16 protein-coding genes are annotated in these 25,291 nt (G+C 62.5%); 8 read left to right on the top strand and 8 right to left on the bottom strand.

The features are described from left to right. Window positions 1–75 precede the first annotated feature (75 nt). The 3 genes from purH (at window position 76) to AC3A5O_RS25115 (ending at window position 6,073) form a co-directional block, all read left to right on the top strand. A complete protein-coding gene (purH, locus tag AC3A5O_RS25125) occupies window positions 76–1,683 on the top strand; it encodes a bifunctional phosphoribosylaminoimidazolecarboxamide formyltransferase/IMP cyclohydrolase (protein WP_305469541.1) in 1,608 nt (535 codons plus the stop codon). A 217-nt stretch (window positions 1,684–1,900) separates the two neighbouring features. Continuing rightward, window positions 1,901–3,196 (top strand): phosphoribosylamine--glycine ligase, encoded by a 1,296-nt coding sequence (gene purD / locus AC3A5O_RS25120; protein ID WP_122567239.1) that lies wholly within the window; start codon window positions 1,901–1,903, stop codon window positions 3,194–3,196. Window positions 3,197–3,295: 99 nt separating this feature from the next. Continuing rightward, window positions 3,296–6,073: a hybrid sensor histidine kinase/response regulator gene (locus tag AC3A5O_RS25115; protein ID WP_305482526.1), complete on the top strand. Its 2,778-nt coding sequence runs from the start codon at window positions 3,296–3,298 to the stop codon at window positions 6,071–6,073. Between the two features lie 27 nt (window positions 6,074–6,100). Here the strand turns inward: AC3A5O_RS25115 and AC3A5O_RS25110 are convergent, their stop codons facing one another. The 3 genes from AC3A5O_RS25110 to AC3A5O_RS25100 all read right to left on the bottom strand — a co-directional run bounded on the left by AC3A5O_RS25110 (window position 6,101) and on the right by AC3A5O_RS25100 (window position 8,356). Next, window positions 6,101–6,778, bottom strand: coding sequence for a hypothetical protein (locus AC3A5O_RS25110; RefSeq protein WP_305482525.1), 678 nt, complete (start codon window positions 6,776–6,778; stop codon window positions 6,101–6,103). Continuing rightward, window positions 6,775–7,482 (bottom strand): hypothetical protein, encoded by a 708-nt coding sequence (locus AC3A5O_RS25105; protein ID WP_122567242.1) that lies wholly within the window; start codon window positions 7,480–7,482, stop codon window positions 6,775–6,777. Before AC3A5O_RS25105 ends, AC3A5O_RS25110 begins: the two co-directional genes overlap by 4 nt. Window positions 7,483–7,546: 64 nt before the next feature. Then, on the bottom strand, window positions 7,547–8,356 hold the full coding sequence (locus AC3A5O_RS25100; RefSeq protein ID WP_305482523.1) for a hypothetical protein: 810 nt from the start codon (window positions 8,354–8,356) through the stop codon (window positions 7,547–7,549). 234 nt (window positions 8,357–8,590) lie between these two features. Between AC3A5O_RS25100 and AC3A5O_RS25095 the strand changes: the two genes are divergently transcribed. Beyond that, entirely contained in the window at window positions 8,591–9,187 is a 597-nt protein-coding gene (locus tag AC3A5O_RS25095) for a MarC family protein (RefSeq protein ID WP_003186248.1), read from the top strand. 12 nt (window positions 9,188–9,199) lie between these two features. Here AC3A5O_RS25095 and AC3A5O_RS25090 read toward each other — a convergent pair whose 3' ends face one another. The 5 genes from AC3A5O_RS25090 to cobG form a co-directional block, all read right to left on the bottom strand. Next, window positions 9,200–16,255, bottom strand: a complete 7,056-nt coding sequence (locus tag AC3A5O_RS25090; protein WP_487753870.1) for a TcdA/TcdB pore-forming domain-containing protein — start codon at window positions 16,253–16,255, stop codon at window positions 9,200–9,202. A 381-nt stretch (window positions 16,256–16,636) separates the two neighbouring features. Then, window positions 16,637–18,334 carry a precorrin-3B C(17)-methyltransferase gene (gene cobJ, locus AC3A5O_RS25085; RefSeq protein ID WP_487753869.1) on the bottom strand — a complete coding sequence of 566 codons (1,698 nt, stop codon included), beginning with the start codon at window positions 18,332–18,334 and terminating at the stop codon, window positions 16,637–16,639. After that, window positions 18,334–19,065, bottom strand: coding sequence for a precorrin-2 C(20)-methyltransferase (locus AC3A5O_RS25080; RefSeq protein ID WP_018608198.1), 732 nt, complete (start codon window positions 19,063–19,065; stop codon window positions 18,334–18,336). Before AC3A5O_RS25080 ends, cobJ begins: the two co-directional genes overlap by 1 nt. After that, entirely contained in the window at window positions 19,065–19,691 is a 627-nt protein-coding gene (locus AC3A5O_RS25075) for a precorrin-8X methylmutase (RefSeq protein WP_003197389.1), read from the bottom strand. Before AC3A5O_RS25075 ends, AC3A5O_RS25080 begins: the two co-directional genes overlap by 1 nt. After that, window positions 19,684–21,003: a precorrin-3B synthase gene (gene cobG, locus AC3A5O_RS25070; protein ID WP_122567246.1), complete on the bottom strand. Its 1,320-nt coding sequence runs from the start codon at window positions 21,001–21,003 to the stop codon at window positions 19,684–19,686. Before cobG ends, AC3A5O_RS25075 begins: the two co-directional genes overlap by 8 nt. A gap of 506 nt (window positions 21,004–21,509) precedes the next feature. On the opposite strand from cobG, the gene cbiE reads away from it, so the two are divergent. The 4 genes from cbiE to AC3A5O_RS25050 all read left to right on the top strand — a co-directional run bounded on the left by cbiE (window position 21,510) and on the right by AC3A5O_RS25050 (window position 25,273). After that, window positions 21,510–22,721, top strand: coding sequence for a precorrin-6y C5,15-methyltransferase (decarboxylating) subunit CbiE (gene cbiE / locus AC3A5O_RS25065; protein ID WP_460080449.1), 1,212 nt, complete (start codon window positions 21,510–21,512; stop codon window positions 22,719–22,721). Next, window positions 22,714–23,811, top strand: coding sequence for a cobalt-precorrin-5B (C(1))-methyltransferase (locus AC3A5O_RS25060; RefSeq protein WP_487753868.1), 1,098 nt, complete (start codon window positions 22,714–22,716; stop codon window positions 23,809–23,811). The genes cbiE and AC3A5O_RS25060 overlap by 8 nt, the downstream gene beginning before the upstream one ends. Beyond that, a complete protein-coding gene (locus AC3A5O_RS25055; protein WP_487753867.1) occupies window positions 23,808–24,545 on the top strand; it encodes a cobalt-precorrin-6A reductase in 738 nt (245 codons plus the stop codon). Before AC3A5O_RS25060 ends, AC3A5O_RS25055 begins: the two co-directional genes overlap by 4 nt. A gap of 329 nt (window positions 24,546–24,874) precedes the next feature. Beyond that, on the top strand, window positions 24,875–25,273 hold the full coding sequence (locus AC3A5O_RS25050; RefSeq protein ID WP_487753866.1) for a DUF2946 domain-containing protein: 399 nt from the start codon (window positions 24,875–24,877) through the stop codon (window positions 25,271–25,273). Window positions 25,274–25,291 lie beyond the last annotated feature (18 nt).

Raw genomic sequence — 25,291 nt, 5'->3', positions numbered from 1 at the left:
TCAAACCAGAAAGGCGCCCGCATAAAAAACGGTCGCCTTTTTTGCTGACTTCCCTTGCTTTTGATGGAAATTGAAATGACCGACCAGACCACCCGCCTGCCGATCCGCCGCGCCTTGATCAGCGTTTCCGACAAGACCGGGATCCTCGAATTCGCCCGCGAGCTGCAACAGCTGGGCGTCGAGATTCTCTCCACCGGCGGGACCTTCAAGCTGCTGCAGGACAACGGCGTTGCCGCAGTGGAAGTCGCGGACTACACCGGTTTTGCGGAAATGATGGACGGTCGGGTCAAGACCCTGCACCCGAAAATCCACGGTGGGATCCTGGGCCGTCGCGGCATCGACGACGCCATCATGAACGAACACGGCATCAAGCCGATCGACCTGGTGGCGGTCAACCTCTACCCGTTCGAAGCCACCATCAACAAGCCAGGTTGCGACCTGCCGACCGCCATCGAGAACATCGACATCGGCGGCCCGACCATGGTCCGCTCGGCGGCCAAGAACCATAAAGACGTGGCCATCGTGGTCAACGCCAGCGACTACGCCAGCGTGCTGGAAAACCTCAAGGCCGGCGGCCTGACCTACGCCCAGCGTTTCGACCTGATGCTCAAGGCTTTCGAACACACCGCCGCCTACGACGGAATGATCGCCAACTACATGGGCACTGTGAACCAGGCTGCTGAAACCCTGTCGACCGAAGGCCGCAGCGAGTTCCCGCGCACCTTCAACACCCAGTTCGTCAAGGCCCAGGAAATGCGCTACGGCGAGAACCCGCACCAGAGCGCAGCGTTCTACGTGGAAGCCAAGCCTGCCGAAGTCGGCATCGCCACCGCCACCCAACTGCAAGGCAAGGAACTGTCGTTCAACAATGTGGCCGACACCGACGCCGCGCTGGAATGCGTCAAGAGCTTCGTCAAGCCCGCCTGCGTGATCGTCAAGCACGCCAACCCGTGCGGCGTGGCCGTGAGCCCGGACGCCGAGGGCGGCATCCGCCAGGCCTACGAACTGGCCTACGCAACCGACACCGAGTCGGCCTTCGGCGGCATCATCGCCTTCAACCGTGAGCTGGACGCCGAGACCGCCAAGGCCATCGTCGAGCGCCAGTTCGTCGAAGTGATCATCGCCCCTTCGGTCAGTGAAGAAGCCCGCGCCATCGTGGCTGCCAAGGCCAACGTGCGCCTGCTGGCCTGCGGCCAATGGTCGGCCGATCGTGCGCCGGCCTGGGATTACAAGCGCGTCAACGGCGGCCTGCTGGTCCAGAGCCGTGACATCGGCATGATCGGCAGCGAAGACCTCAAGGTCGTGACCCAGCGTGCCCCGAGCGAGCAGGAAATCAACGACCTGATCTTCGCCTGGAAAGTCGCCAAGTACGTCAAGTCCAACGCCATCGTCTACGCCAAGAACCGCCAGACCATCGGTGTCGGCGCCGGCCAGATGAGCCGCGTGAACTCGGCCCGCATCGCCGCCATCAAGGCTGAACACGCCGGCTTGCAGGTACAGGGCGCGGTCATGGCCTCCGATGCGTTCTTCCCGTTCCGCGACGGCATCGACAACGCGGCCAAGGTCGGCATCACCGCCGTGATCCAGCCGGGTGGTTCGATGCGTGACAGCGAAGTGATCGCCGCTGCCGATGAAGCCGGCATCGCCATGGTCTTCACTGGCATGCGCCACTTCCGTCACTAATATCGCTCAATGTGGAAGCTGGGTTTGTGTGGGAGCAAGGCTCTGTGGGAGCAAGGCTTGCCCGCGATGCAGGCAACTCGGTCCATCAGGCAAACCGAGGTGATGCTATCGCGGGCAAGCCTTGCTCCCACACAAGCCCAGCTCCCACACAAGCTCACTCCCACAGAAAGCATCTGTGCGATGCTCAACAGAATCAGCGTCATCCGAGGTTTTTGAAATGAATGTTTTGATCATTGGCAGCGGTGGCCGCGAACACGCCCTGGCCTGGAAAGTGGCCCAGGATCCCCGTGTGCAGAAGGTTTTCGTGGCACCGGGCAATGCCGGCACCGCCATCGAAGCCAAGTGCGAAAACGTCGCCATCGACGTGCTGGCCCTGGAACAACTGGCCGACTTCGCCGAGAAGAACGTCTCGCTGACCATCGTCGGCCCGGAAGTACCGCTGGTCGCCGGCGTGGTCGACCTGTTCCGCTCCCGTGGCCTGGACTGCTTTGGCCCGACCGCCGGTGCCGCACAGCTGGAAGGCTCGAAAGCGTTCACCAAGGACTTCCTGGCGCGTCACAAGATCCCGACCGCCGACTACCAGAACTTCACCGAAATCGAGCCGGCCCTGGCGTACCTGCGCGAGAAAGGCGCACCGATCGTGATCAAGGCCGACGGCCTGGCCGCCGGTAAAGGCGTGATCGTTGCCATGACCCTGGCCGAGGCCGAAGACGCCGTGCGCGACATGCTCGCCGGCAATGCCTTCGGTGACGCCGGTTCCCGCGTGGTGATCGAAGAGTTCCTCGACGGCGAGGAAGCCAGCTTTATCGTCATGGTCGATGGCAAGAACGTCCTGCCGATGGCCACCAGCCAGGACCACAAGCGTGTCGGCGATGGCGACAGCGGGCCGAACACCGGCGGCATGGGCGCCTACTCCCCAGCCCCGGTGGTGACCGCCCAGGTGCACCAGCGCGTCATGGACCAGGTGATCTGGCCGACCGTGCGCGGCATGGCCGCGGAAGGCAACGTCTACACCGGTTTCCTCTACGCAGGCCTGATGATCGACAAGGCTGGTAACCCAAAAGTCATCGAATTCAACTGCCGTTTCGGCGATCCTGAGACCCAGCCGGTGATGCTGCGCCTGCAATCGAGCCTGGTCCTGCTGGTCGAGGCCGCGCTGGCCCAGGCCCTGGACAAGGTCGAAGCCCAATGGGATCCGCGCCCAAGCGTCGGTGTCGTATTGGCGGCCGGCGGTTACCCGGGCGACTACGCCAAAGGTAGCGCAATCCAGGGCCTGGACGCCGCGGCCCGGCTGGAAGGCAAAGTCTTCCATGCAGGCACCGCGTTGAAGGATGGGCAAGTGGTCACCGCCGGCGGTCGTGTGCTTTGCGCCACCGCCATGGGCGCCAGTGTCGACGAAGCTCAGCAGCAAGCCTACAAGCTTGCCGCCGAGATCGACTGGGAAGGTTGTTTCTACCGCAAGGACATTGGCTACCGTGCCATTGCCCGTGAGCGTGGCGAAAATCTGGAATAACCCAGCCATTCAGCCAGGCAAGGGTCTGCGGCCCTTGCCTGACTGTTCCGGCGCCGCGCATAGTTATAATCTGGCATCAACCTACGAAGGGATTTCGCCGTGCGCTGGCTCAGGATTGCCATAGGCTTTACCGTCACCCTGCTGACGCTGCTCTGCATGCTCCCGGCCCAGGCCGCGCCAGGCAGTGGTTGGGCGGTATTGCTCGACGAACAGGGCGACCTGACGCTGAGTGATATCCGCTCTGCCCGCTACACCAATCAATTCAGCCCCATCGACCTGGACCGCCTCAAGGCCGCCGAGCCCGGCGGTGCATTGTGGCTGCGTTTTCGCCTGGCCCCGGACAGGCACGAACAAATCCTGCGCATCTTCGCCCCCGACCTGTCACGCCTGAACCTCTATGTGCTGGACGGCGATACCCTGGTCGAGCAACAAGTCAGCGGCAATGCCACGCCGCATACCGAACCGGCAGTGCCCAGCAGCGACTTCATGTTGCCGCTGCCGCGCAGCGATAAATCGCTGGACGTCTACCTTCGACTGGCCTCGCGCCACGAACTGCGCCCCTACGTCACCCTGCAATCGGCCGTCGCAGCGGCAGCCGATCAGAACCAGACGCTGGTCTACGGGCTGCTGTTCGGCTGCATCGCCATGCTGATCCTGCACAACCTCACCCGCTACGCCTATACCCGTTCACGCAGTTGCCTGTGGCTGGCCGCCTGTGAAGGGCTGTTGATGCTCAGCCTGGCGCTGTTGCTGAACCTGGCTGGGCCCTGGCTGCCCGACTGGCCGTCGGTGCAGACGCCCGGGGCCTACCTGGCGCTGCTGCTGACGGCGCCCTGCGGCCTGATGTTCGCCTACCGCTTCTTCGCGCCCCTGGGGCCGCACCCGTTGAACCGACTGCTGCTGGGGGACATTGTGTTCGTCATGCTGTGCAGCCTGCTGCTGTTGTTCGTCAACACGCTGCCACTCAATATCATGACCTACGCCCTGGTGGCCCTGGCCGGCCTGAGCATGCTGTTCGTCAGCGCCTGGCACTGGCAAAAGGGCTACCGCCCGGCCCGGCTGTTCGTCGCGGCCATGGTGGTCTTCAACCTGGGCACGCTGATCATTCTTCCGGCACTGCAAGGGCTCACGGAAGTCCCGCCCCAGGGCTTGATCATTACCTTGCTGATCTTCATCTGTATCAGTGGCCTGTTGATGAGTGTCGCCCTGGGCGAGCGCCAGCGCTCGATCAACGAAAGCCGGTTCAGCATCAGCCGCGACCTGGCGGCGAGTAATGCCGAGATCAATGCCAAGGCCGAGTTCCTGGCCAAGATCAGCCACGAGATCCGCACCCCGATGAACGGCGTGCTGGGCATGACCGAGCTGCTGCTGGGCACGCCGTTGTCGGTCAAGCAGCGCGACTACGTGCAGACGATCCACAGCGCCGGCAATGAACTGCTGACCCTGATCAACGAGATCCTCGACATTTCCCGGCTCGAATCCGGGCAGATCGAACTGGACGACGTGCAGTTCGACCTCAATGCCCTGATCGAGGATTGCCTGAGCATCTTCCGCGCCAAGGCCGAACAGCAGAATGTCGAGCTGATCAGTTTCATCCAGCCCCAGGTGCCGCGGGTGATCAGCGGTGACCCGACGCGGCTGCGCCAGGCACTGATGAGCCTGCTGGAAAACGCCCTGAAGAAGACCGACGAGGGCGAAGTGCTGATCGTCGTGGCCCTCGACGAGCGCAGCCATCAGCCACGCCTGCGCATCGCCGTGCAGGACAGCGGGACGCCGATGGACGCCGAAGAGCGGGACACGCTGATGCACGCCGAGCTGCACAGCAAGAATTTCCTCTCGGCCACGCGCCTGGGGGGCAACCTGGGGCTGGTCATCGCTCGTCAGTTGATCATCTTGATGCACGGGGAATTCGGTATCAAAAGCGGCAACAACCAGGGCAGTACCTTGTGGCTGACCTTGCCGCTGGACCCAGATCGCCTCGAACACCCGACGTCCGACCTCGATGGCCCGCTGCAAGGGGCACGGGTGCTGATCGTCGATGACAACGACACCTGCCGCAAAGTGCTGGTGCAACAGTGCAGTGCCTGGGGCCTGAACGTCAGTGCGGTGCCCTCGGGCAAGGAAGCCCTGGCGCTGCTGCGGACCAAGGCGCATCTGCGGGATTATTTCGACGTGGTGTTGCTGGACCAGAACATGCCCGGCATGACCGGCATGCAACTGGCGGCCAAGATCAAGGAAGACCCGAGCCTGAACCACGACATCCTGTTGATCATGCTCACCGGCATCAGCAACGCGCCGAGCAAGATCGTGGCGCGCAACAGCGGGGTCAAGCGCATCCTCGCCAAACCGGTGGCCGGCTATACCCTCAAGACCACCCTGGCGGACGAGCTGAACCAGCGTAACCGGGGCCAGGCGGCAAACGTGCAGGTAAACGCCGGCCCGCCCATCGCGGTGAAGGTGCCGAGCGATTTCCGCATCCTGGTGGCCGAGGACAACAGCATTTCCACCAAGGTCATCCGCGGCATGCTCGGCAAGCTCAACCTGCAACCCGACACCGCCAGCAACGGCGAGGAAGCCCTCAAGGCCATGAAGGAGCAGCGCTACGATCTGGTCTTGATGGACTGCGAAATGCCGATCCTCGACGGGTTTTCCGCCACCCAGCAGCTGCGAGCCTGGGAAATGGGTAACCAGCGCACCCGCACCCCCGTGGTGGCGCTCACCGCGCACATCCTGGCCGAGCATAAGGAGCGCGCCCGTCAGGCCGGGATGGACGGGCACATGGCCAAGCCGGTGGAGCTGTCGCAACTGCGCGAGCTGATCGAACACTGGGTGGCCCAGCGCGATCAGCAGAACAAGACCGCGGCGCATTCGTCCTAGCGACGTGCGCTGACGTCCGAAGCCTGTTCAACATTTCAACGCATGAATATTGCGGGTGGTTTCGGCAATAACCGCAGCCAGGACTTTTTCCCGGTATGTTGCGTAATGCAGCGTGTTGAACGTCACGACCGCCATTTCTTCAAGGCTGGTCTGCACAACCTGTTCGATCGGCCAAAAGAGAAAGGTCGAGACGGTTTTACGAAGGCTGAATTGCTTGTGGTAAAGAGCGACTTCTATTCGCCCAGGCGATTTCGGCAGGCAGGGAGTTATCTGGAAGAACGCCGAGTCATGCTGCAGGCTTGCCCGCTCGAATACCTCAAGGGCTTTTGGATTTCGCTCCAGGGCGCCAATCGACTCAGTCGCCGGCCGCGCAAAGCGTTCATCGAAGGCCTGGGATAGTTGCCGGGAAATACTCTCGGCCATTGACCCCTCGCCCGCCTGCCCAGGCCTGAGAGAACGCGCCGAATCCCATCCCAGGTACCTGAGCGTGTTCCTGTAGTAGCTGAACCAGCTGCCCACCAAACCGTCCTGATAAGCCAACCTCGTTGCCATCTGCGCGTACAGGTTACTCAGGCAGATGTCTTCGCGATCCTGAGGGGACAGCCGCTGGTCGAACGACAAAAGGCTTGAACCCACGACGGCAGCCGTCGTGGCATCGCGGCTGTGAAACAAGCGCTCGCCAGCCTGCAGGCGCTCAATATTCATAGCGCGCCCTCCCGTTCAACGTTGCCGGAAATATCAAAGACATGCTTCGTCGGCTTATCCCCAAGCTTTTGCACAATCGCACCGCGAAGAGGGTCGTAAAGCTCTTTCGATAAGTTGACCTGGAAGCATCTGGACTGAAGATTACCCACCACATTGGCGACAGACAGGCACTGCCCAAGCGGGTTGGAAATAGCCGATTGCGTGGTCTCATAGCTCAGGGAAACGCTGCTCAGCAAGGGGCCTTGCCCGGCCAGGATCACTTGCAGGCAGACCCTGCCAACGGCCTCTGACGATGGTACGACCTCCTTGCGCTTGCAGGTCTGGTCGCGCAACTGCTCGATGGCCGGCAGGGTATCGGGCAATTGCGCGACACGGTTCAACAGGCGAGTGACTTCATCGGCGACCGTGCGATCAACATACTCTCCCAGTCGATGCCCTAACCAATGTGCCGCAGTGACGTTGGATTGCTCATCGAGTGTGAAGTTGTTCCACGCCACAGCCTTTTGCAACCAGCCGTTCTTCAAGACGTCACGGTACTCGTCATACCATATTTGCGTCTGGGCATAAGCCGGATACTTTTTATTGGCGACCAACTGCGCAAACAATACCGAATCCAATACATCGCTTTTTTCCTGCCCTGTCATATCCCGCGGCAAGACCAAAACAACACCGGCGTTAATAAAAACCGAATAACGATCATTCATTGCAATCACCTCATTCTTTTCAGGGTTGGCGACTACGTTGTAGTCGCCAGGTGGCTATACAAGATCAGAGTTCGTACGCTTCGATTTTTTTCTGTGCGCGATCGCCGAGTTTCTGGATAATAGATTCGCGGGTTTTGTTAATAATGGCCGGCACCATGGTCATATGACTTTCACCGCGATACAGATCGACCGAACTGCTGTCCCAATTAACAAACAGGACTTGAGTCTGGTTCGTGCGCTTGATGAAACGCACGGCCCCCAGCGCCATGATGACTTCACCATGGGGTGTCTCGTGACAGGCGGCGACACCAAACCCTCCCGTGCCAGACTCCTGGATGTTCTGGTCGAACACCCGAAGCGGCCTGTCACGGGTTTGCAAGGCCGCGATGGCATCAGTGGCGACCTTGAGCATCAGCAGTGACGTAGGCCCGGGAACCGCGGCTGCCGTCATCGCCGACCCCAGGATCTTCAGCACCAGTTGATCCATCGTGAAACTTTTGCCCGAGGCGGCAACCGAGTCGTAGTACATCTGCAGGATCGCCCAGCCGCAAGTCTGCATCACCTCCAGGAAAAGTTCATACCACTCCTTGCCTTGGTCATCCCGTGGGAATTGCTTGCTAGCCACCAACGACGCAAACAGATAAGTGTGCTGGATATCCGCCTGGCTTTGTTCGGACATTCCCGAAACAAAGGCCAGGATACCGTCCCCCACCACTGAAGCACGATCCGGTTTTTCCGGATAGCCCGCCATCTCGGCAGAACGGATAACATTAATACGTGGCGAGAATTCAAACTGTTCCGGCGCAATATCATAAGCATTCAAGCGCTCAAGGCGATCAGCCAGGGTTAAAACAGAACCATATTTAGCGTTCATAATACTTCCTTGTTTAATCAAGATCCTCCATGGATCCGAGACACAAACTTACGCAACCGATTTCACAACAACAAGCGCGCAACTGTAACCGTAAATAATCGACCTCAACTACTTACCCTTACATGTAATGAAGTGGCGTCTCCCTGTACTTGCATCTCTCCCTTGCCACGAGCCGACAGACACCCCGACGCCTGATAGACTCCACGTCAAATTCATTCGTCGCGAGCCTCAACCATGCTCCATGTGCTGTTCAGCGTTTACCTGAAGATGCTGGTGCTCTACAGCCCCTTCTTCGTTCTGTCCTGCTTTATCGGCCTGACTCGCGGCTATTCACGCAAGGAACAACGCCGCCTGGCCTGGAAGGTCGCAACGGCGACGCTGGTCTCCAGCGTGTTGCTGTATCTGTTCGGACGGGTGATTTTCAGCGTGTTCGGCATCACCGTGGATGCGTTCCGTATCGGCGCCGGCAGCGTGCTGTTCATTTCGGCCCTGGGCATGGCTCAGGGCAAGTCGGCCGTGCAGACCGACAACGTGCAGCAGGACGTGACCATCGTCCCGCTGACCATTCCCTTGACCGTCGGCCCCGGCACTATCGGCGCCCTGCTGGTGATGGGCGTGAGCCAGCCGCACTGGGACGACAAACTCATGGCCATCATCAGCATCGCCCTGGCGAGCTTCACCGTCGGCGTCGTGCTTTACCTGTCCAGCCGCATCGAACGGATCCTCGGCGACCAGGGCCTGCAGATCGTCAGCCGCCTGATGGGGCTGTTTGTCTGCGCCCTGGCGGCGCAGATCATTTTTACCGGGGTGAAGGGCTACCTGGTGCCGTAAAAGGGAGGCGGCTTATTCTGCAAGCGACGCTGGTGCCAGCAGCTCTTTCAGGGTTGCACTGCCAGTCGCACCCAGACCCTTTAACCGCGCCACGAACGTCGATACCGGGCGCGATTGCGCAGCGTTGAAGCCCAGGCCTATTTCACCGCGCAAGACCGGATCGACGGAACACACATCACGCAGGATCAAGCAGCGTTCACTGTCCGGATCGACAATGACCAGGTGCGCCTGGACGATCTCGAACAGGAGTTTTCCAGGCTCATCGAATGCCCAGATCAACGTGCTCGCCGTGGCGGGTGTTTCACCCAAGGCAGGACGACAGTCGACAATGACCGACTCCAGCTTCAGCCACACCGCCTTCGTCAAATGGCAGGTCTCCACGCCCTGGCCCATGCGCAGGATCAACCGGTTGACCTCATCGGGAATCAGCGGCAAGAGATCGCGGCCGATCTTCTCCCCCTCGACCACCAGCACCTGAGCGTTGCGCTGGACGTAATCGAACGGCCCGATGCTGCGCTTGTCCGGATAGATCAGCACCCGCCCAGCCTGGTGCTCGTGCAGCAGCACGTTCACCTGGGCTTGAGTGCCTAGCAAGGTAAAGTCCTCGGGCAAGTTCTTGCCGGTGACCCGCAGCAGCCGGGCACTTTGCACGTCGTACCATTGCAGGCTTCCGGGCTCGGACTCCACCGAGACGAACTCGGTATGTTGCGCCGCGTCCAGCAATCGCTGGAGGGCTTCGACCAAGTGATCCCCTTGGGCGCTCACCCAGGCGTGGTTGACCCCGGTGATGGTCGCCGTTTCCTGATGACGCAGCGCCAGCGACACACCGTCCACGCTGATGCCACGCAATCCAGTGCCTTCGGGGGTGACATCGGCGAACCGCCAGCCCGTCCACTCGCGCTGATAAGCTGGCAGGCTGGCGCCCGGCAACAGTTGCGAGCCGGCGCCGAATACCTGATCGAGTTGCTGCGGATCGAAGAATGCCTGGCTCACGACTTCACCGCTCGACCGATCGAACAGCCAGACCGACTGATTGTCCGGCGTCACGCCGAGCAAGCGCACTTCCTTGTCGAACCCCGGATCGCACAACAACAATCGGTGCTTCACGTACCAGGCACAGAGGTTGCCGTCACCGGCGGCATTGCGCAGGCCGGCAATGGCGAAATCCTTGTCCGGGTAACCCTTGGCCAGCGGCTCCAGCGCCTGCCACCATCGGGCACGGCCCTTGAGCCAGTGCTCACTCACGCCGGCAAACTGCAACGTCCCTTGCGCCGCCAGGTTGAAAAACAGCCCGTTTTCATCGAGCGTCACGTAGCCCCCTTCGACAGCCAGGATCTGCTTGAGTCCGTCGGGCTGCACCCAGCGATGCGTCCATTGCGCCTTGCCGTCCTTCACGCTGCGTTGCAGCCGGCAGAGCGTTTGGTTGGGGGTGACGCGCTGGTAGACGAAGAACACATCGCTGTCATCGGCCATCGGCAAGAGCATCAGGCCGTCCAGGTGCTTGATCGAATCGTCCCAGCCACGGGCATGATGCTTGGCCGGTTGTGCAAGGATCAGCTGACGATCACGACGGCGGACCCACGCCATGTCTCGGACATCGGGCGCAATCGCCCAGCAGATCGAAACATACGGCGCCGGCTGCCAATCGACGGTGGTGAGCCCATTGTCCGAAGGACCGGAGGGCAGTCGCAAAAAGTTGCCGAGCACGGACGACCACTCAGCCAGGGTATCGTTGGCCAACAGCAGCGCTTGCAACTGCGGCGCCGTATCGTAGGTGACGGAACTCAACCACAATTGCCCGTCATGAATCAGGTAGCGGTATTGCCGGACGGTTTTATTCTCGACGAGGTATTCCTGCACCACATGAATCACGCCCTGGGCGTCCGCCTCGACGCTGCGAATGGTGCTTTGGCCATCCTGGATGAGTAACAGGTAACGGCGCTTGAGCAGGCCCGTGGCGCAGTCCGTTTGCCAGATCTGCAATTGCTCCGGGTCGTGGAAATACGCAGAGCCCTCCAGGACCACCGACAGCTGCGGTTCGCCGAGCACTTCCAAGTCGTCGCGAATGTAGAGGAAGCGGTCTTCGTGGGCGTCATACCAGGCCGTGGTGTAGCGCGGTAGCCGGGCATCCTCGAACGGGATCTGGAAACGCTGGACCGGCGTATACGGCAGCGCCAATCGATGCTCCCGCGCCAGCTCCTTGTAGCGGTCAAGCAGCGCCTGCTCGTCGAGCCCCGCGGGCGCCGTCTGCTCGACCAGGTCCAGTTGCTGTTTGCCTTGGGTGACGCTGAACAACTGCTCGGCCGTGCGGATCAGCACTTCCTGGCGGCCGACACGGGTGACATGGACGCTGCCGATGTACAGCTCGCCGGAAGGCTCAACCCGGATATCACGCTCCTTGGCCCAGGTTGCCTGCAACACCCAGCGGCAATACGTCTGGTTCGGAGCGACAAGCCGTATGTCGGCCCCGGGATTGAGCATCACGGTACAGCGCCCGCCCGCGCCCCTGAGCCAATAGAACACCTTTCCTTGCCAGGCATCCGGCAGGACGGGAACCACCAGTGTGCGCTCCAGCGCATCCAGGTTCACCTTGATGACCGTATCGCCATACACCGGGCTCAGGCGATTGAGGATGTAGTCGGAAGGAAACGAATAGAACGAGAACAGAAACAACCAGGTGCCGTCCGCTTGCTTTTTCTCCAGCCGCCGGGCCGTGTCGAAACCGCGATCATGGCGCCAGCGGGCGAAGGGCAGCGCCTTGTATTCATAGCCGTACGTGGTTTGTGGCGTGCAGGGCAGCACGATGGGTTGGCCAGCGGGCGGCGCGAACCCGACCTGCCCGGGCAACCCTAGCTCCCGGCGAATATCGATGGTCCGCTCGTCATCAGGATCGAAGCTCGGCACACCGAAATGATCGCGCAGCGGGTACAGCTTCGGGCTGTCGAGCAGCAGCGTCCCCTCGTTCAGGTCGATGCTTTTGACCAGCAGTGACGGCCGTGCCACCCATGCGGCCAGCGAGTGATCGTAGTGGTAGCCGTCACCACGGTAGGCCTGCTCCAGGTCGGAGAAAAACTGGCCGACTTGCCGTGCCTCGCGGGCGATGGTGGCAAACCCCTGGGCCAGGGCTGCGACCCCGACGGCCAATCCACCGAGCATCACCCCCACGCCGCCGAGCACCGCCGCCGCGGTCGATGCCCCGGCCAACCCCGCCCCGACGCCGCCCGCCGTCAAGGCCAGGCTGGCAGAGTCGAAGGTCAGTTGGGTGCCGAACTGCGCGGTCTCGATGCCGGTTTGCGCAGTCTTCAGTTGATAGATATCGAAGCCGACATTGGCCAGCCCCAACACCGCGCCGGCGCCCTCGTTGGCCGCATGTCCCAGGGCCTGGCCGACAATCGGCGCGCACGTGCGGGCGATCAGCCGTTCTTCCGTCAGCGCGGTGCGGGCCAACTGCACCAGGCCCGCCACGTCCACGACATTGCCGTGCACCAACTGCGCATAGTTGACGTACGCGTGCAGGCGCACCGCGGTGGTCAGCGTTCGGTCATCCCCTTCCCGGCCGCGCAAGACATTCATCAAGGCCTGGATGGTGAAACCGGCATTGAGGGTATGAACACTGCTGGCCTCGGTCGGGTCCAGGACACCAGCCGTTTCCACGGGTTTGCGCGCCAGGGTCGAAAACTGTTCCGACAGCCAGTTCTTGATCCGCAACAGGCGCTGATCGTCGCTGAGCACCTGAACCGGCTGTTGCGGTTGCGCGGGATCGATCAGGCTCACCCGGTATTTGCCTTCGGGGGTGATTTCCAGCGTGTCGAACAAGGGCACCAGCGACGTCGCCGAGTCATGCAAATCCTGCAAAGCGACCGTTGCCTGGGCGATCTGCTGGCCCCACCAGTGGCTATCCAGCTCGAGCAAACTGCTGCCCAGGTGTGAGTTGTCCACCAGGGATCTACCGTGGGCACTGTTCAGCCGCTGGCGAATCGCGAGCGCCGGTTTTCCGGGCAACGGGTCGGGCTTGAGCAGGTGCTCCACGGTGAACCCGTCAGCCAGTTCCAAGCCGGCGATCTTTTGGCTGTGCAGATCAATCAGATCGAATTCCGGTCGAGCGTCAGGGCCATAGGCGGCGTAGTAGCGAGCCATGCCCTCGGTCCGGAAAAACGTCTCCAGCGCCCGTTGCAGGCCATCCGCATGGTCGAACTTGCACAGGCCGAAGTTGGGGTCGAAAAAATGATAGGCGACACGTTCTCCGCTGACGGTCTTGGCCACCAGCATCGAATGGTTGTCCGAGTTGAGCATCAGCGTACGAGGGCCAGTGTGTATCTCGAGCGTGGCCCTGACCTGATCCAGGCTCGCCTGCCCCAGACGCGTTCCGACATCCGTCATCGGTACGTCCCGCAGCGCTTCCAGGGTTTGCAGGAAGGCTTGGGAATCGGCTTGCCCGGGGTCGAGCACCGCGAGGAAGAAACGCTCGCGCAAGTGCCCGGAGGACGCATCGCCCTGGGCAAGCGCTGCGCTCATCACCAACGCCAACGGATAGCAGCGCCCGCCAATAGCCTCGCCATCACCGTTGAGCAGCAAATCCTGGGGGACCATTTGCACACCGGCATGACCGAATCCGTCCAACACTTGCGCGGAGCGTTCGACGACCTGGAGACGGTGCTCCAGGGTCGCCACTTTCTGGATCCGCGCGACATGACGGCCCCACTGAAGCAGCGTCCGCGCCTGTTTCAAGGCGGTTTTCTTCAGCTCCAACGCGCTGTCGGGCGGCAGCGGCGTATCCGCCGGATCACTCACCAGGCCGCTCATGAACCCTGCCGCCTTGCGCTTGAACAATTGCCGCTCGATGACCGCGTAACGGCCGGACACACCCTGTTCGGCAACGCTGTTGGCCAGGTTATCCAGCTCACTGGTGGAGGCATTGAAGCGCGGGTTATCCAAGGTGTCCAAACCGAGCAACACGCCCAGTGACAACCTTTGCACAGGGCTGACCTCAATGACGCGCCGGGTACCGCTGGCGATCTCGTTCAGCACGTCGTCGATCCCCAGGCTTTGCATCTTGGCATCGCTCAGGAACACCGGCACCAGCGTATCGGGCGCCTGGCGCCGGATACGCTGGCGATCATCGAAACTCAGCGGCAACGGCTTGTCGAAACGGATTTCACCGTCATGGCCCTGGCTCATCGCCTCGAGGAACGGCTCACCGAGCCCCTCGACCAATCGTTCCAGCACATCGGTCAGCAACACCGCCCGCCCCTCGATCAGCGGCCAGCCCTGTTGGAACTCCACGGTCGAATGCTTGAGCAACTGCGTGATGTCGCCGCTGTAGCGCGTGCGGTACTGACCTTCACGCCAGCGTGCCTGCTCATTGGCGACCCATTTTTCGGGTTGGTTGCCATTTTCTTTCCAGGAGTGGTCCTGCTCTTCTTCGGTGGCGCTGTTCACCGTCAGGTGGGGGGCGATGCCCGCCTCCTCGCGCAAGGTCTTGGCAACTGCCGTGCTCAAGTGCGCGTTCGCGTAGTCGGCCATGCCGTCGCGCATGGCACCGGGGCCCGTCAGATGGACAGTGCCTTCGCTCTCAAAGCGAATGCCGTCGCCGAAATGGGTGGCCACGGCCGATATTCGCGCGATAGCCCTGAGCACTTCACCCATCGGCAGGCGGCTCAGCGGTCCATCGGTTTGTTCGAAGATTTCTTCCACCAGCCCCAACATGCCAGCAACGTCGCTCAGGGCAACATCGCGCTGGGCGGCCAGTTGGACCGACGCTTCAATCAGCGCGTAGTTGGAGCGCATACGATCAATCACGCTTTTAAGAATCCCGGCGCCCGGATGGGCCATCAGAAAGGCATTGGATAACGACAGCTCCATGCTCAAGGCCCGTAGCGCGAAAGGCCGGGCCAGCCGCTCCGCCGGCAGCTCGAAGACCTCGCTCAAGCTTGGCCGGCTTCGCGCGAACGCTTCCAGTGCCGGAAGGTGCTCGGCAGGTATATGCACACGATAACGGGAGGAGGCCTGGCGACCCGGCATCCATTCGGGGTTCTCGTTCAGCAGCAATTGCAGAGTGCCCAGACGGGCATCGTAGTCAAAACCGCTGATGTCGACGCCGCCCAGGGTCGCCGATAACGGCGGAAGGTGGTCGATATCGGTATAACTGCCACCTTCGGCGTACAGGACTTCCGCGCGCACCACATCCGATGCCGCCGCCATATTGCCGAGCAAGCGCATCTCCCGGTCATAGACCTCCTGCAACTGCAGCGAAACCGCACCAGCGGCAAGATCACGCAACGTGAAGCCGTCCATGTCCAGGACAGTGCGCCGATTGCGTTCCAACTGTTGGCGCAGCACTTGCGCATCCTGACCGTAGGCGCGGGTCAATAAATCGATCCGGGCCTCATCGGCGGATCCGCCATTCGCCACCGCGGCATTGATATGGGCCTGCATCTGTTGTTTCAGAACAAGGGCATGTTCGTTGTACAGGGCACCCAACTCGACTTCGGTAATACGCTCATCCGGGTCTTGTAAAAAAACATTGGCCTTGGCGGCCTCGACAATAAGCTTATTGGTTTGCCAAGCCAGTAATGCATCGCTGTCATACCAGAGATTGAGGGTATAACCTTGTCGGGCCAACACCTCTCGCCATACAGTGAGGTAATCGCGCTGAATATCGCCAAGGCCACCGCCGAGCCAGACGAAGTGAAACGTCTTAGGTACTTGCGTGGGCAACTTTTTCATCTGCTCGGTACTGAACTGAAGGCGCGCTTCATGCTGTTCGACTCTGTCGTATATCTGCGGCAGGTCAATCCCGGCACCGGCAGGACTGGAGATATGCGTATCCTGGCTGCGCTTGACCCTGCGCTTGCCCACCAGCTTGGCGAGCGTCTGCTTCAAGAGCCCTAATGGCTCGAGCAGCCTGTGGGAATCCGGCATGCCGATACAGGCAAAATAATAACGGATGACCGTGTCGTAGTGCTCAGTGTTCTTGTAAGGCAACAGTGCCCGGTCGAGGTCGGCCAGTTTGAAAAGGCTGATGAAACCGACCGAGCTGTCGCCGGTCTTGATGTTCGCTTCCTGCATAAAAAGATACTCCCTGGCCTGTTCCGCCACATAAAGAACAGGCACATAAAAACGCCGCCACCAGAAGGTGTTCTGGCGAGCTGTTATTCAACTAATATTTTGCAACTTGGCGATCTATGAACTTTTCGCCAAACACTGACAAGCGCACACCGACAACTTATCAGGCATGCAAACTAACGTTTAAAACCCAGCAACTCAAACAGGAAGGCTTTCAATGCATTTCAAAGGAGAAATAAGACTACAACTTGCTATTTTATTTATACGGACGACAACTAAAGTGAAAAAATCGAGAGCGCAATTCTGAAGCCCATATTCATCCTGTGGCGAGGGAGCAAGCTCCCTCGCCACGCTAACTTCCCCAGCACAGAACAGGGTCGCGGTTCAGGCAGGTTTGGCCCCATACCAACGAGGCGTGTACACCCAGCTCCCACCGGATGCGCGCGGGAACATGCAGGTGGTGGAAGAACCGATCAGCACCATGGTGCGCATGTCGACCTGCTCCGGGGTCAGTTGCCCCAACGTAGTGACACGCAAGGTCTGGCCCGGGCGGCCGATATCACGCCCCAACACCACCGGCGTCTCCGGCGCTCGGTGCCGGGCGACGATCTCCAGCGCACGTCCCAATTGCCACGGTCGCGCACGGGAAATCGGATTGTAGAAGGCCAATGCCAGGTCGGCTTGGGCAGCCAGGTCCAGGCGTTTTTCGATGATCGACCAGGGCTTGAGATTGTCCGACAGCGACATCACGCAGAAGTCATGCCCCAACGGCGCACCAGCCTGGGCAGCGGTGGCAAGGGAGGCGGACACGCCGGGCAGGATCTCCAGGTCAACCTGATGCCAGGCTGGGTCGCTGGAGTCGTGCAGCGCTTCGAGCACCGCCGCCGCCATGGCGAAGACACCCGGGTCGCCGGATGACACCACGATCACCGAACGGCCTTGGGCAGCCAGTTCAAAGGCGTGGCGAGCGCGCTGCATTTCTTCGCGGTTGTCGGTGCAGTGCAGCACTTGATCGTCGCGAAACGGACCGGCCATGCGCACATAGGTTTCGTACCCGAGCACATCGGTGGCTCGCGCCAGTTCGGCTTTCACCGCCGGGACCATCAACTCGGCCGCGCCCGGTCCCAGGCCGATCACCGCCAGGCGTCCACGCGGACGACCGATCCGGGCCACCTCCAAGGGCTGCGCGGCGACGGCGATGGCCAGGTTGTCCGTCGTCGAAAGGAGGGTCGCCGCCGGCACCGAATCGCGGGCCAAGGTGGCGGCATCGCCGGTCGCCGCCACAAAGCGCAGCGCCACCCCGAACTCCAACGCGGCTTCACGCAAGGCCGTGCTGGCCATCAGCGTCTCCGCCGCCACCAGGCACGCCAGGCTCTGAGCCGCCACTTTCGCTTGCTGCAAAGTGGCACGAACGGTGCTCGGCAAATCAGCCACCTCGGCGCTCACCACCACCGCGACACTGCGCGGATAAATCAGCAGCTCATGGGCACTCGCCTCACGTTCGGCATGGCCAACGTGGATCGTGCGTCGGGCTTGCGGATCTTGCGGCAACTGCGCCTGATCCAGCCACGGTGCTGCGCCTTCGATGCGCACCGATTCACCGGCCAACAGGTCGGAGACGAAGCGCTTGCCTTGCTCCAGGTCGCCAAGGCTGTAGCCGCTAGGCGGGTTGAGCAGGCAGGTGCCAAAACGCAATTCGCCGCTGGTGGTGATCGCCGGCGCGACATGCAGCGTGGCCGCGATGTCCCGGGCCATACCATTCACCCCGCCCAGGCCGCCCAACAGCGGCACCACGGCGCTGCCGTCCTCGGCCACTGCCAGCACCGGCGGCTCGGCGCCTTTTTCCAGCAACAGCGGCGCCAGGGTACGGATGACAATACCCGCCGCGCACAGGGCGATGATCGGGGTGTCCTGTTGATAAAGTTCGCGCAATGTCGCGCCGAACTCAAGGTATTGCCGATCCCCCTCGACCCGCCCGGCCAGGCCGTGGATCAGGGCTTCGGGATAGCGCTGCTGGATCCGTCGCGCCGTTGCCAGGCTGCCGGGGCCGAGGATGACGATGGCCGGCGTCTTGGCGGCCATCAACCCTGCCACCGTTCGCCCGGCACGATGATCAGCGAGAAGTACGGCGACGACATCGGCTCGACTTCATCCAACGGCACGATTTTCTGGTTGGCCATGGTCGCTCGCTCGACGTACAGCGCCCGCCCATCCATGCCCAGTTCCTGAAGCACTTGGCGAACCTTGGGAAAATTGCGTCCCAGCTTCATGATCACCGCCGCATCGGCGTCGGCCAGGCGCCGCTTGAGATCGTCGTGGGGCAAGACGCCGGAGAGCACCGACAGGCTCTGGTTGCGATAGACCAGCGGTGCACCGAGCACCGAAGCGCCGCCCAGCATCGAGCACACGCCGGGAATGACTTGGGCCTCATAGCGCTCGGCCAGGCGATCGTGCAGGTACATGTAGGAGCCGTAGAAGAACGGGTCGCCCTCGCAGATCACCGCCACGTCGCGACCGGCATCCAGGTGCACGGCCAACTGTTCGGCGGCGGTGTCGTAGAAATCGGCGATCACCTGCTCGTAGGACAGCGGCGCAGGCAGCGCTTCGGTGGTGACCGGGTAGACCAGTGGCAGCAACGTCTGCGCGTCCTGCAAATGGGCCTCGATGATGCCGAAGGCGTTGCCCTTCTTGCCCTTGGCGACGAAGTACGCCACCACGGGCGATTCGCGCAGCAGGCGCAGAGCCTTGACCGTAATCAGTTCCGGGTCACCGGGGCCCACGCCGAGGCCGATCAGACGTCCAGGCTGCTGCATCATTCAATCTCCGTGGCGAGGGCGTTGACGGCGGCGGCGGCCATGGCGCTGCCGCCCAGGCGGCCTTGCATGATCACGAATGGCACGCCACGGCTGTTGGCCGCCAGCATCGCCTTGGACTCGGCGGCGCCGACGAAGCCCACCGGGAAACCGAGGATCAATGCCGGTTTCGGCGCGCCGGCATCGAGCATTTCCAACAGGTAGAACAGCGCGGTCGGTGCGTTGCCGATGACCACGACGCTGCCCTCAAGGTGTGGGCGCCACAACTCCAGCGCAGCGGCCGAACGGGTGTTGCCCAGTTCAAGGGCCAATGCCGGCACGCTTTCGTCGCGCAAGGTGCAGATCACCGGATTGTTAGCCGGCAGGCGAGCGCGGGTCACGCCCTCGGAAACCATCCGCGCATCGCACAGGATCGGCGCGCCGGCAGCCAGCGCCTGGCGCCCAGCCGTGCCCGCGCCCTCGGAAAACTGCAAGCCATCGATGGCCTCGACCATGCCGCAGGCGTGGATCACCCGCACCGCGAGTTTCTCCAAGTCGGCCGGAATGCGCGCCAGGTTGGCTTCGGCGCGGATGATCGCGAAGGAGTTGCGATAGATCTCCTGACCGTCGCGGATGTAATCAAGCATCAAGGGGGCTCCGGGGGCGAGCGTCGAGCCAGTGGCCGAGCGCTTCAATAGTCAGATTGTGTGCCTGCAACGCGCCGAAACCCGGCAGCGTGGCATCGCGAAAATACAGGTTGTAACGACCGGGGGCGACCGCCAGCAAGGTGGCAGGCGCGACATGGGCCGCCGCGCAGGAACGCGGGCAGCCCGACAGATGAACCTTCAGGGTTTGGCCCTGGCGTTGCAACTGCTCGGCCAGTTGGCGGGCGTCGGCCTTGGTGTCGGCCAGGGCTTTGCCGCAGCCGCTGGAACCGGTGCAGGCGATGAGTTGCGCCAGGGGTTGGTCGACCGAAACCAGCAGGCCCAGCGTTTGGAGCTGCGCCAGCACTTCGTCGGCATCCTCGATGCACACGTTGGGCAGCAACAGGCTTTGCCAAGGCGTGAAACGAAGGCTGCCGTCGCCCTTCTCCCGTGCCAACTGCGCCGCCTCCCGCAGCATGACCGCATCGAGCCGGCCAAGGGGCGCTGCGGCGCCGACGTAGACACGATCGTCGTGCTGGGGATGGACGCCGATGTGCAGTCCGTCGTTGGACATATCCCGCTGCCAATCCAGGCAAGCTTGCAGCGGCACGCGACGGGTCAACTGCGCCATGAATTCATCCATGGGGATTTCAGCCAGCAAATGGCGCATGCGGATCTGGTCCGGGCGGGCCAGGTCGAGGAACAGCTCCAGCACCGCTACCACCAAGGCATGCCCCTGGGCCAGGGGCACCCTGCCTGCCGGTTCATCCAGCGGGGTGCCGGCCAAGCCGAAGGCCAGCCAGGGCTCGCCGTCATGGACAAGGGCCGAGAGCCACAGGTCGTGGTGATGTTCGAGCATCGCCATGGCTTCACCGCCGTCCAGTTGCACGGCGAACTTGGCCGACAGTTCATGGAAGCGTTGATGGGTTTGCAGGGTGACGAGGATCTGCTCGGCCAATGGACGGGTGTCGAACAGCATCTGCCGATCGATCCCGGCCGCGGGGCTGAGCATCAGATTGCGCACGTCATCGCCAGTCGGGGTTCGAGGCCCAAGCCCGGCGGCCAGCAATTGTTCGATCAACGCAGCGTGTTCGAGGCCAATGCCGCGGACTTGCAGGTTGCCACGGTTGGTCGCCTCGATCACGCCCCCGGCAAACCGCTCGGCGGCCGACGCCACGGCTTCGGCCTGATCCGCCTGGATGGCCCCGCCATCGAGCTTGATCCGACAGATCCCACCGTCCAACGCCTGGACAACACGCAGCAACCCCGGGCAACCCGAAGGGCGGATGACGTTGGAGGATGGACGTTCGTTCAAGGGATAACCGGTAGATAGGCACGCCGCAACGGCGAAGGAGCGCCATTATGCCTGCTTTGCCGGGGGTCATGAAAAGCTTGCTGGTCGGATTGAAGCGAGATTGCTCAAGAACACGGGCGGCTTGTTCCAATGAGGTTGGCTGTTGCGCCGCCATCGCGAGCAAGCTCGCTCCCACAGTTTTGATTGGGTTGTGCACAAACTCTGTGTTCACCCCAGATCCCCTGTGGGAGCGAGCTTGCTCGCGATAGCGGTCTGTCTGAAAAGCTGATGCTGAATGGACCGCCGCCTTCGCGAGCAAGCCCGCTCCCACAGTTTTGGTCAGGTTGTGGCGCAGATTCCGTGTTCACCCAAAATCCCCTGTGGGAGCGGGCTTGCTCGCGAAAGCGGTCTAGCAGCCACAATGATGTTGCGCCAGGCGCCTGATCCGCCGGGGCGCGGTATGATGGCGGCCCGGTTCGCGGCGGCAACGCGCCTGTCGATCAACCCCATTCATTCGAGGAACAGAGATGACCCCCTGGCTGACCGTAGTGGGCATCGGTGAAGACGGCTTCAAGGGCCTGGGCCGAACGGCTCGCCATGCCTTGCTGCGGGCGTCACACATTGTCGGTAGCGACCGGCAACTGGCGCTGCTGCCACTGTGTATCCGCGGCGAGCGGGAGCTGTGGCCGAGCCCGTTCTCCCTGGAACCGCTGCTCGCTCGGCAGGGTGAACCGGTGTGTGTACTGGCCAGCGGCGATCCGATGTTCTACGGCGTAGGCGCCAGCCTGGCGAAACAGGTGCCAAGTGATCAGATGCTGGTCATCCCCGCGCCCTCCTCCTGTTCGCTGGCCGCGGCGCGCATGGGCTGGCCGTTGCAGGAGGTGGTCACGCTGTCGCTGGTGGCGCGTCCCCTGACGGCGCTCAATGGGCATTTATCCACAGGCGTCAGGCTGTTGCTGCTGAGCAACGACCGCCACAGCCCTTCCGCCGTGGCGGCGTTACTATGCGAGCGCGGCTTCGCCCCGAGCGCCATGACCGTGCTGGAGCATTTGGGCGGTGCGGCAGAACGACGGATCGACGGCTGCGCCGCGCAATGGTCCGATGACACCGTCGCCGACCTGAACCTGATCGCCGTCGAATGCCGGGCCGAACCGTCGACACAGCGCCTGTCGCGCCTGGCCGGTTTGCCGGACACCGCGTTCGAGCATGACGGCCAGTTGACCAAACGCGACGTGCGCGCCATCACCCTCGCCCGCCTCGCCCCAACCCCCGGCGAGTTGCTCTGGGATGTCGGTGCCGGCAGCGGCTCCATCGGCATCGAATGGATGCGTAGCCACCCCAGTTGCCGGGCCCTGGCCATCGAGGCCGACGAAGGTCGCCAAGCCTTGATCGAACGCAACCGCGATACCCTCGGCGTGCCCGGCCTGCAACTGATTCGCGGCAGCGCCCCGCAGGCGCTGGAGAACCTGGAGCGGCCAGACGCGGTGTTCATCGGCGGCGGCGTCACCCGCGAAGGCGTGCTCGACGCCTGCTGGGCCCAACTCAAGCCCGGCGGTCGGCTGGTCGCCAACGCCGTGACCCTGCAAAGCGAAATGACCCTGATGCACTGGCGCGAACGTCACGGCGGTGAACTGACCCGGATCCACATCGCCCAGGCCCAGCCATTGGGCGAATTCGACACCTGGCGCCAGGCCTTGCCGATTACCTTGCTGGACCTGACGAAACCTCTCGATGCGTGACGAAACCGCCGAACAACCCGCCCCCCTGCGCAGCGGCTTGACCACCGGCAGTTGCGCCACGGCCACCAGTCTGGCGGCAGCCCGCTTGCTGCTGCGCGGCACCGAAGCCGACGCCGTGGAAATCGTGCTGCCCAAGGGCAAGCAAGTACAGATGCGCCTGGAGTTCTGCCGACTGACCGAGCAAGGCGCCGAGGCCGGGACGATCAAGGACGCCGGCGATGACCCGGACGTGACCCACGGCGCCCTGCTGTTTTCCCAGGTGCGCTTGATCGCCGAACCCGGCGTGCGTTTCGTCGCCGGTCGCGGCGTGGGCACGGTGACGCGACCGGGGTTGGTGCTGGGCGTCGGCGAGCCGGCGATCAACCCGGTGCCACGCAAAATGATCAACGATCACCTGGGCCGTCTGGCCGAGGAAAGCGCTTATGCCGGTGGTTTCGAAGTCACGATCAATGTTCAGGACGGCGAAGCCCTGGCGCTGAAAACCATGAACCCGCGACTGGGCATCCTCGGCGGCCTGTCAATCCTCGGCACCAGCGGCATCGTCCGGCCGTTCTCCTGCGCGGCCTACATTGCCTCGATTCATCAAGGCATCGACGTGGCGAAAACCAACGGCTACCTGCACATCGCCGCCTGCACCGGCAATGCCAGCGAAGACACCATGCGCCGGGTCTACAACCTGCCGGAAATCGCCCTGATCGAAATGGGCGACTTCGTCGGCGCCGTGCTCAAACATCTGCGCAAGGTGCCGGTGGAAAAACTCAGCCTCTGCGGCGGCTTTGGCAAGATCAGCAAACTCGCCGCCGGCCACATGGACCTGCACAGCCGCCACTCGAGCATCGACCTGCCACAACTGGCCGAATGGGCCGCCGCCATCGGTGCCGATGAGGTGTTGCAGCAGGGCATCCGAGCAGCCAACACCAGCCAACAAGCCCTGGCCATGGCCAGCGCCGCCGGCATCGCCCTTGGCGACGCGGTGTGCGAGCACGCGCTGGCCTTCGCCCGCAGTGTGGTGCCGGCCCAGGTCCAGGTCGAAGTCTTCGCCATCGACCGTCAGGGTGGGATCGTCGGCCACGCCGGAGCTTTATCATGAAGAGCGTTGTCACGAAACGCATCCTGCTGCTCGGTGGCGTCACAGAAGCCCTGGCTATCGCCCGCACCCTCGGGCCCCGACACATCTACAGCCTGGCCGGCATCGGTCGCATCCCCACGGACCTGACCTGCCAGGTGCGCGTCGGCGGCTACGGCGGCGCCGAAGGGCTGGCGCAATTCATCCGCGCCGAAGGTATCGACCTGCTGCTAGACGTCACCCACCCCTACGCCGCCCAGATCAGCCACAACGCCGCCCACGCGGCCCGTGCCTGTGGCATTCCCTGCTGGGCGCTGCGCCGTCCGGCCTGGCAACCCCGGGCCGGCGATGACTGGCGCGAAGTGGCCGACTGGAGCGAACTGATCCAGGCCCTGCAACCCTTCCACCGCCCGCTGTTCACCCTCGGTCGTGAGCCGCTGCAACATCTGCATGAAATTCCGCCAGAGCAATTCTGGACCCTGCGCGCCCTGGACGTTTACCCCGGTAACGAACGCTGCGAAGTGATTGGGGCCCGTGGGCCGTTTCACATCGAGAGCGAGCGTGAACTGTTCGAGCGACGGCGGATCGACGTACTGGTGAGCAAGAACAGCGGCAGCACGGCTACTGAACCGAAACTGGACGTGGCAAGGGAGCGAGGGGTGCCGGTGTTGGTGTTGAAGCGGCCGGTGTTGCCAGAGGTGGATCGGGAGTTTGGGACGGTGGATGAGGTGTTGCAGGGGCTGCAACAGTTGGCCTGATCGTACAGCCGCACCGTGGCGAGGGAGCTTGCTCCCGCTGGGCTGCGCAGCAGCCCCAAAGAGGTCTCCCGATGAGGGGCCAGCCATGGTCGAAAAATTCACGCGCTTCGACGCTGCCACCTATCTCAATACACATGAGGAAATGGTCGCTTATCGGGTTGCCTGTTTCGAAGAAGATAACGGTGATGGGATACTGGGCGCCTACTTGAAAATCTATTGCTACTGTTAACACCAACCCTGCGACCCTACACCGCACGTGGCTTTTTTACTTCTCAACCCCGATCAGGCTAAATACCGCCACCTGATCGCCCAACCGAGCGGATTGCCCCATGTCCCGACAACGGCTTGCATTTGCCTGGATCGCCTGCTTCGCAGTGCTGTTCAACATGCTTGCCATGCCGCTTTCCAACAGCGCTGGCGCGACGGCCAACTCGCCAGCCGAGCAACTGCTGTGGGGCAGTTTCTGCTCGTCCAGCGGCACGAAAATGGTCGCGGTGTCCTTGGGTACGTTCGAGCAGGGCACGCCAAAGCAGGACAATCACTCGACGATGCAGCATTGCTGGTGCTGCTCAGGCTCAGCGCCGCTGGTGGCGCTCGCCGGTCATGCCCCGCAGTTGTATCTGGATGCACAGTTGGCCCATCGCAGTGCTGTCCACTCGAAGCTCGACAGCCCCACGCCGCGCCAGCAATGGCCCAGCCTCAATCCCCGCGCCTCGCCTCTGGCCTGATTCTTCCCGCATAAAACT

Source organism: Pseudomonas sp. Soil_N_39 (genome assembly GCF_057655955.1).
The sequence above is the reverse complement of the archived record's forward strand: the minus strand, read 5'-3'. Positions and strand labels throughout refer to the sequence as shown.

Bases quoted from the DNA above. Each gene is read 5' to 3' on its own strand.
- AC3A5O_RS25050 (WP_487753866.1), top strand. From the start codon at position 24,875: ATGTCCCGACAACGGCTTGCATTTGCCTGGATCGCCTGCTTCGCAGTG.
- AC3A5O_RS25080 (WP_018608198.1), bottom strand. From the start codon at position 19,065: ATGCAGCAGCCTGGACGTCTGATCGGCCTCGGCGTGGGCCCCGGTGAC.
- purH (WP_305469541.1), top strand. From the start codon at position 76: ATGACCGACCAGACCACCCGCCTGCCGATCCGCCGCGCCTTGATCAGC.
- AC3A5O_RS25105 (WP_122567242.1), bottom strand. From the start codon at position 7,482: ATGAATGATCGTTATTCGGTTTTTATTAACGCCGGTGTTGTTTTGGTC.
- AC3A5O_RS25060 (WP_487753868.1), top strand. From the start codon at position 22,714: ATGCGTGACGAAACCGCCGAACAACCCGCCCCCCTGCGCAGCGGCTTG.
- purD (WP_122567239.1), top strand. From the start codon at position 1,901: ATGAATGTTTTGATCATTGGCAGCGGTGGCCGCGAACACGCCCTGGCC.
- AC3A5O_RS25110 (WP_305482525.1), bottom strand. From the start codon at position 6,778: ATGAATATTGAGCGCCTGCAGGCTGGCGAGCGCTTGTTTCACAGCCGC.
- cbiE (WP_460080449.1), top strand. From the start codon at position 21,510: ATGACCCCCTGGCTGACCGTAGTGGGCATCGGTGAAGACGGCTTCAAG.
- AC3A5O_RS25055 (WP_487753867.1), top strand. From the start codon at position 23,808: ATGAAGAGCGTTGTCACGAAACGCATCCTGCTGCTCGGTGGCGTCACA.
- AC3A5O_RS25100 (WP_305482523.1), bottom strand. From the start codon at position 8,356: ATGAACGCTAAATATGGTTCTGTTTTAACCCTGGCTGATCGCCTTGAG.
- AC3A5O_RS25095 (WP_003186248.1), top strand. From the start codon at position 8,591: ATGCTCCATGTGCTGTTCAGCGTTTACCTGAAGATGCTGGTGCTCTAC.
- AC3A5O_RS25075 (WP_003197389.1), bottom strand. From the start codon at position 19,691: ATGCTTGATTACATCCGCGACGGTCAGGAGATCTATCGCAACTCCTTC.
- AC3A5O_RS25090 (WP_487753870.1), bottom strand. From the start codon at position 16,255: ATGCAGGAAGCGAACATCAAGACCGGCGACAGCTCGGTCGGTTTCATC.
- cobJ (WP_487753869.1), bottom strand. From the start codon at position 18,334: ATGGCCGCCAAGACGCCGGCCATCGTCATCCTCGGCCCCGGCAGCCTG.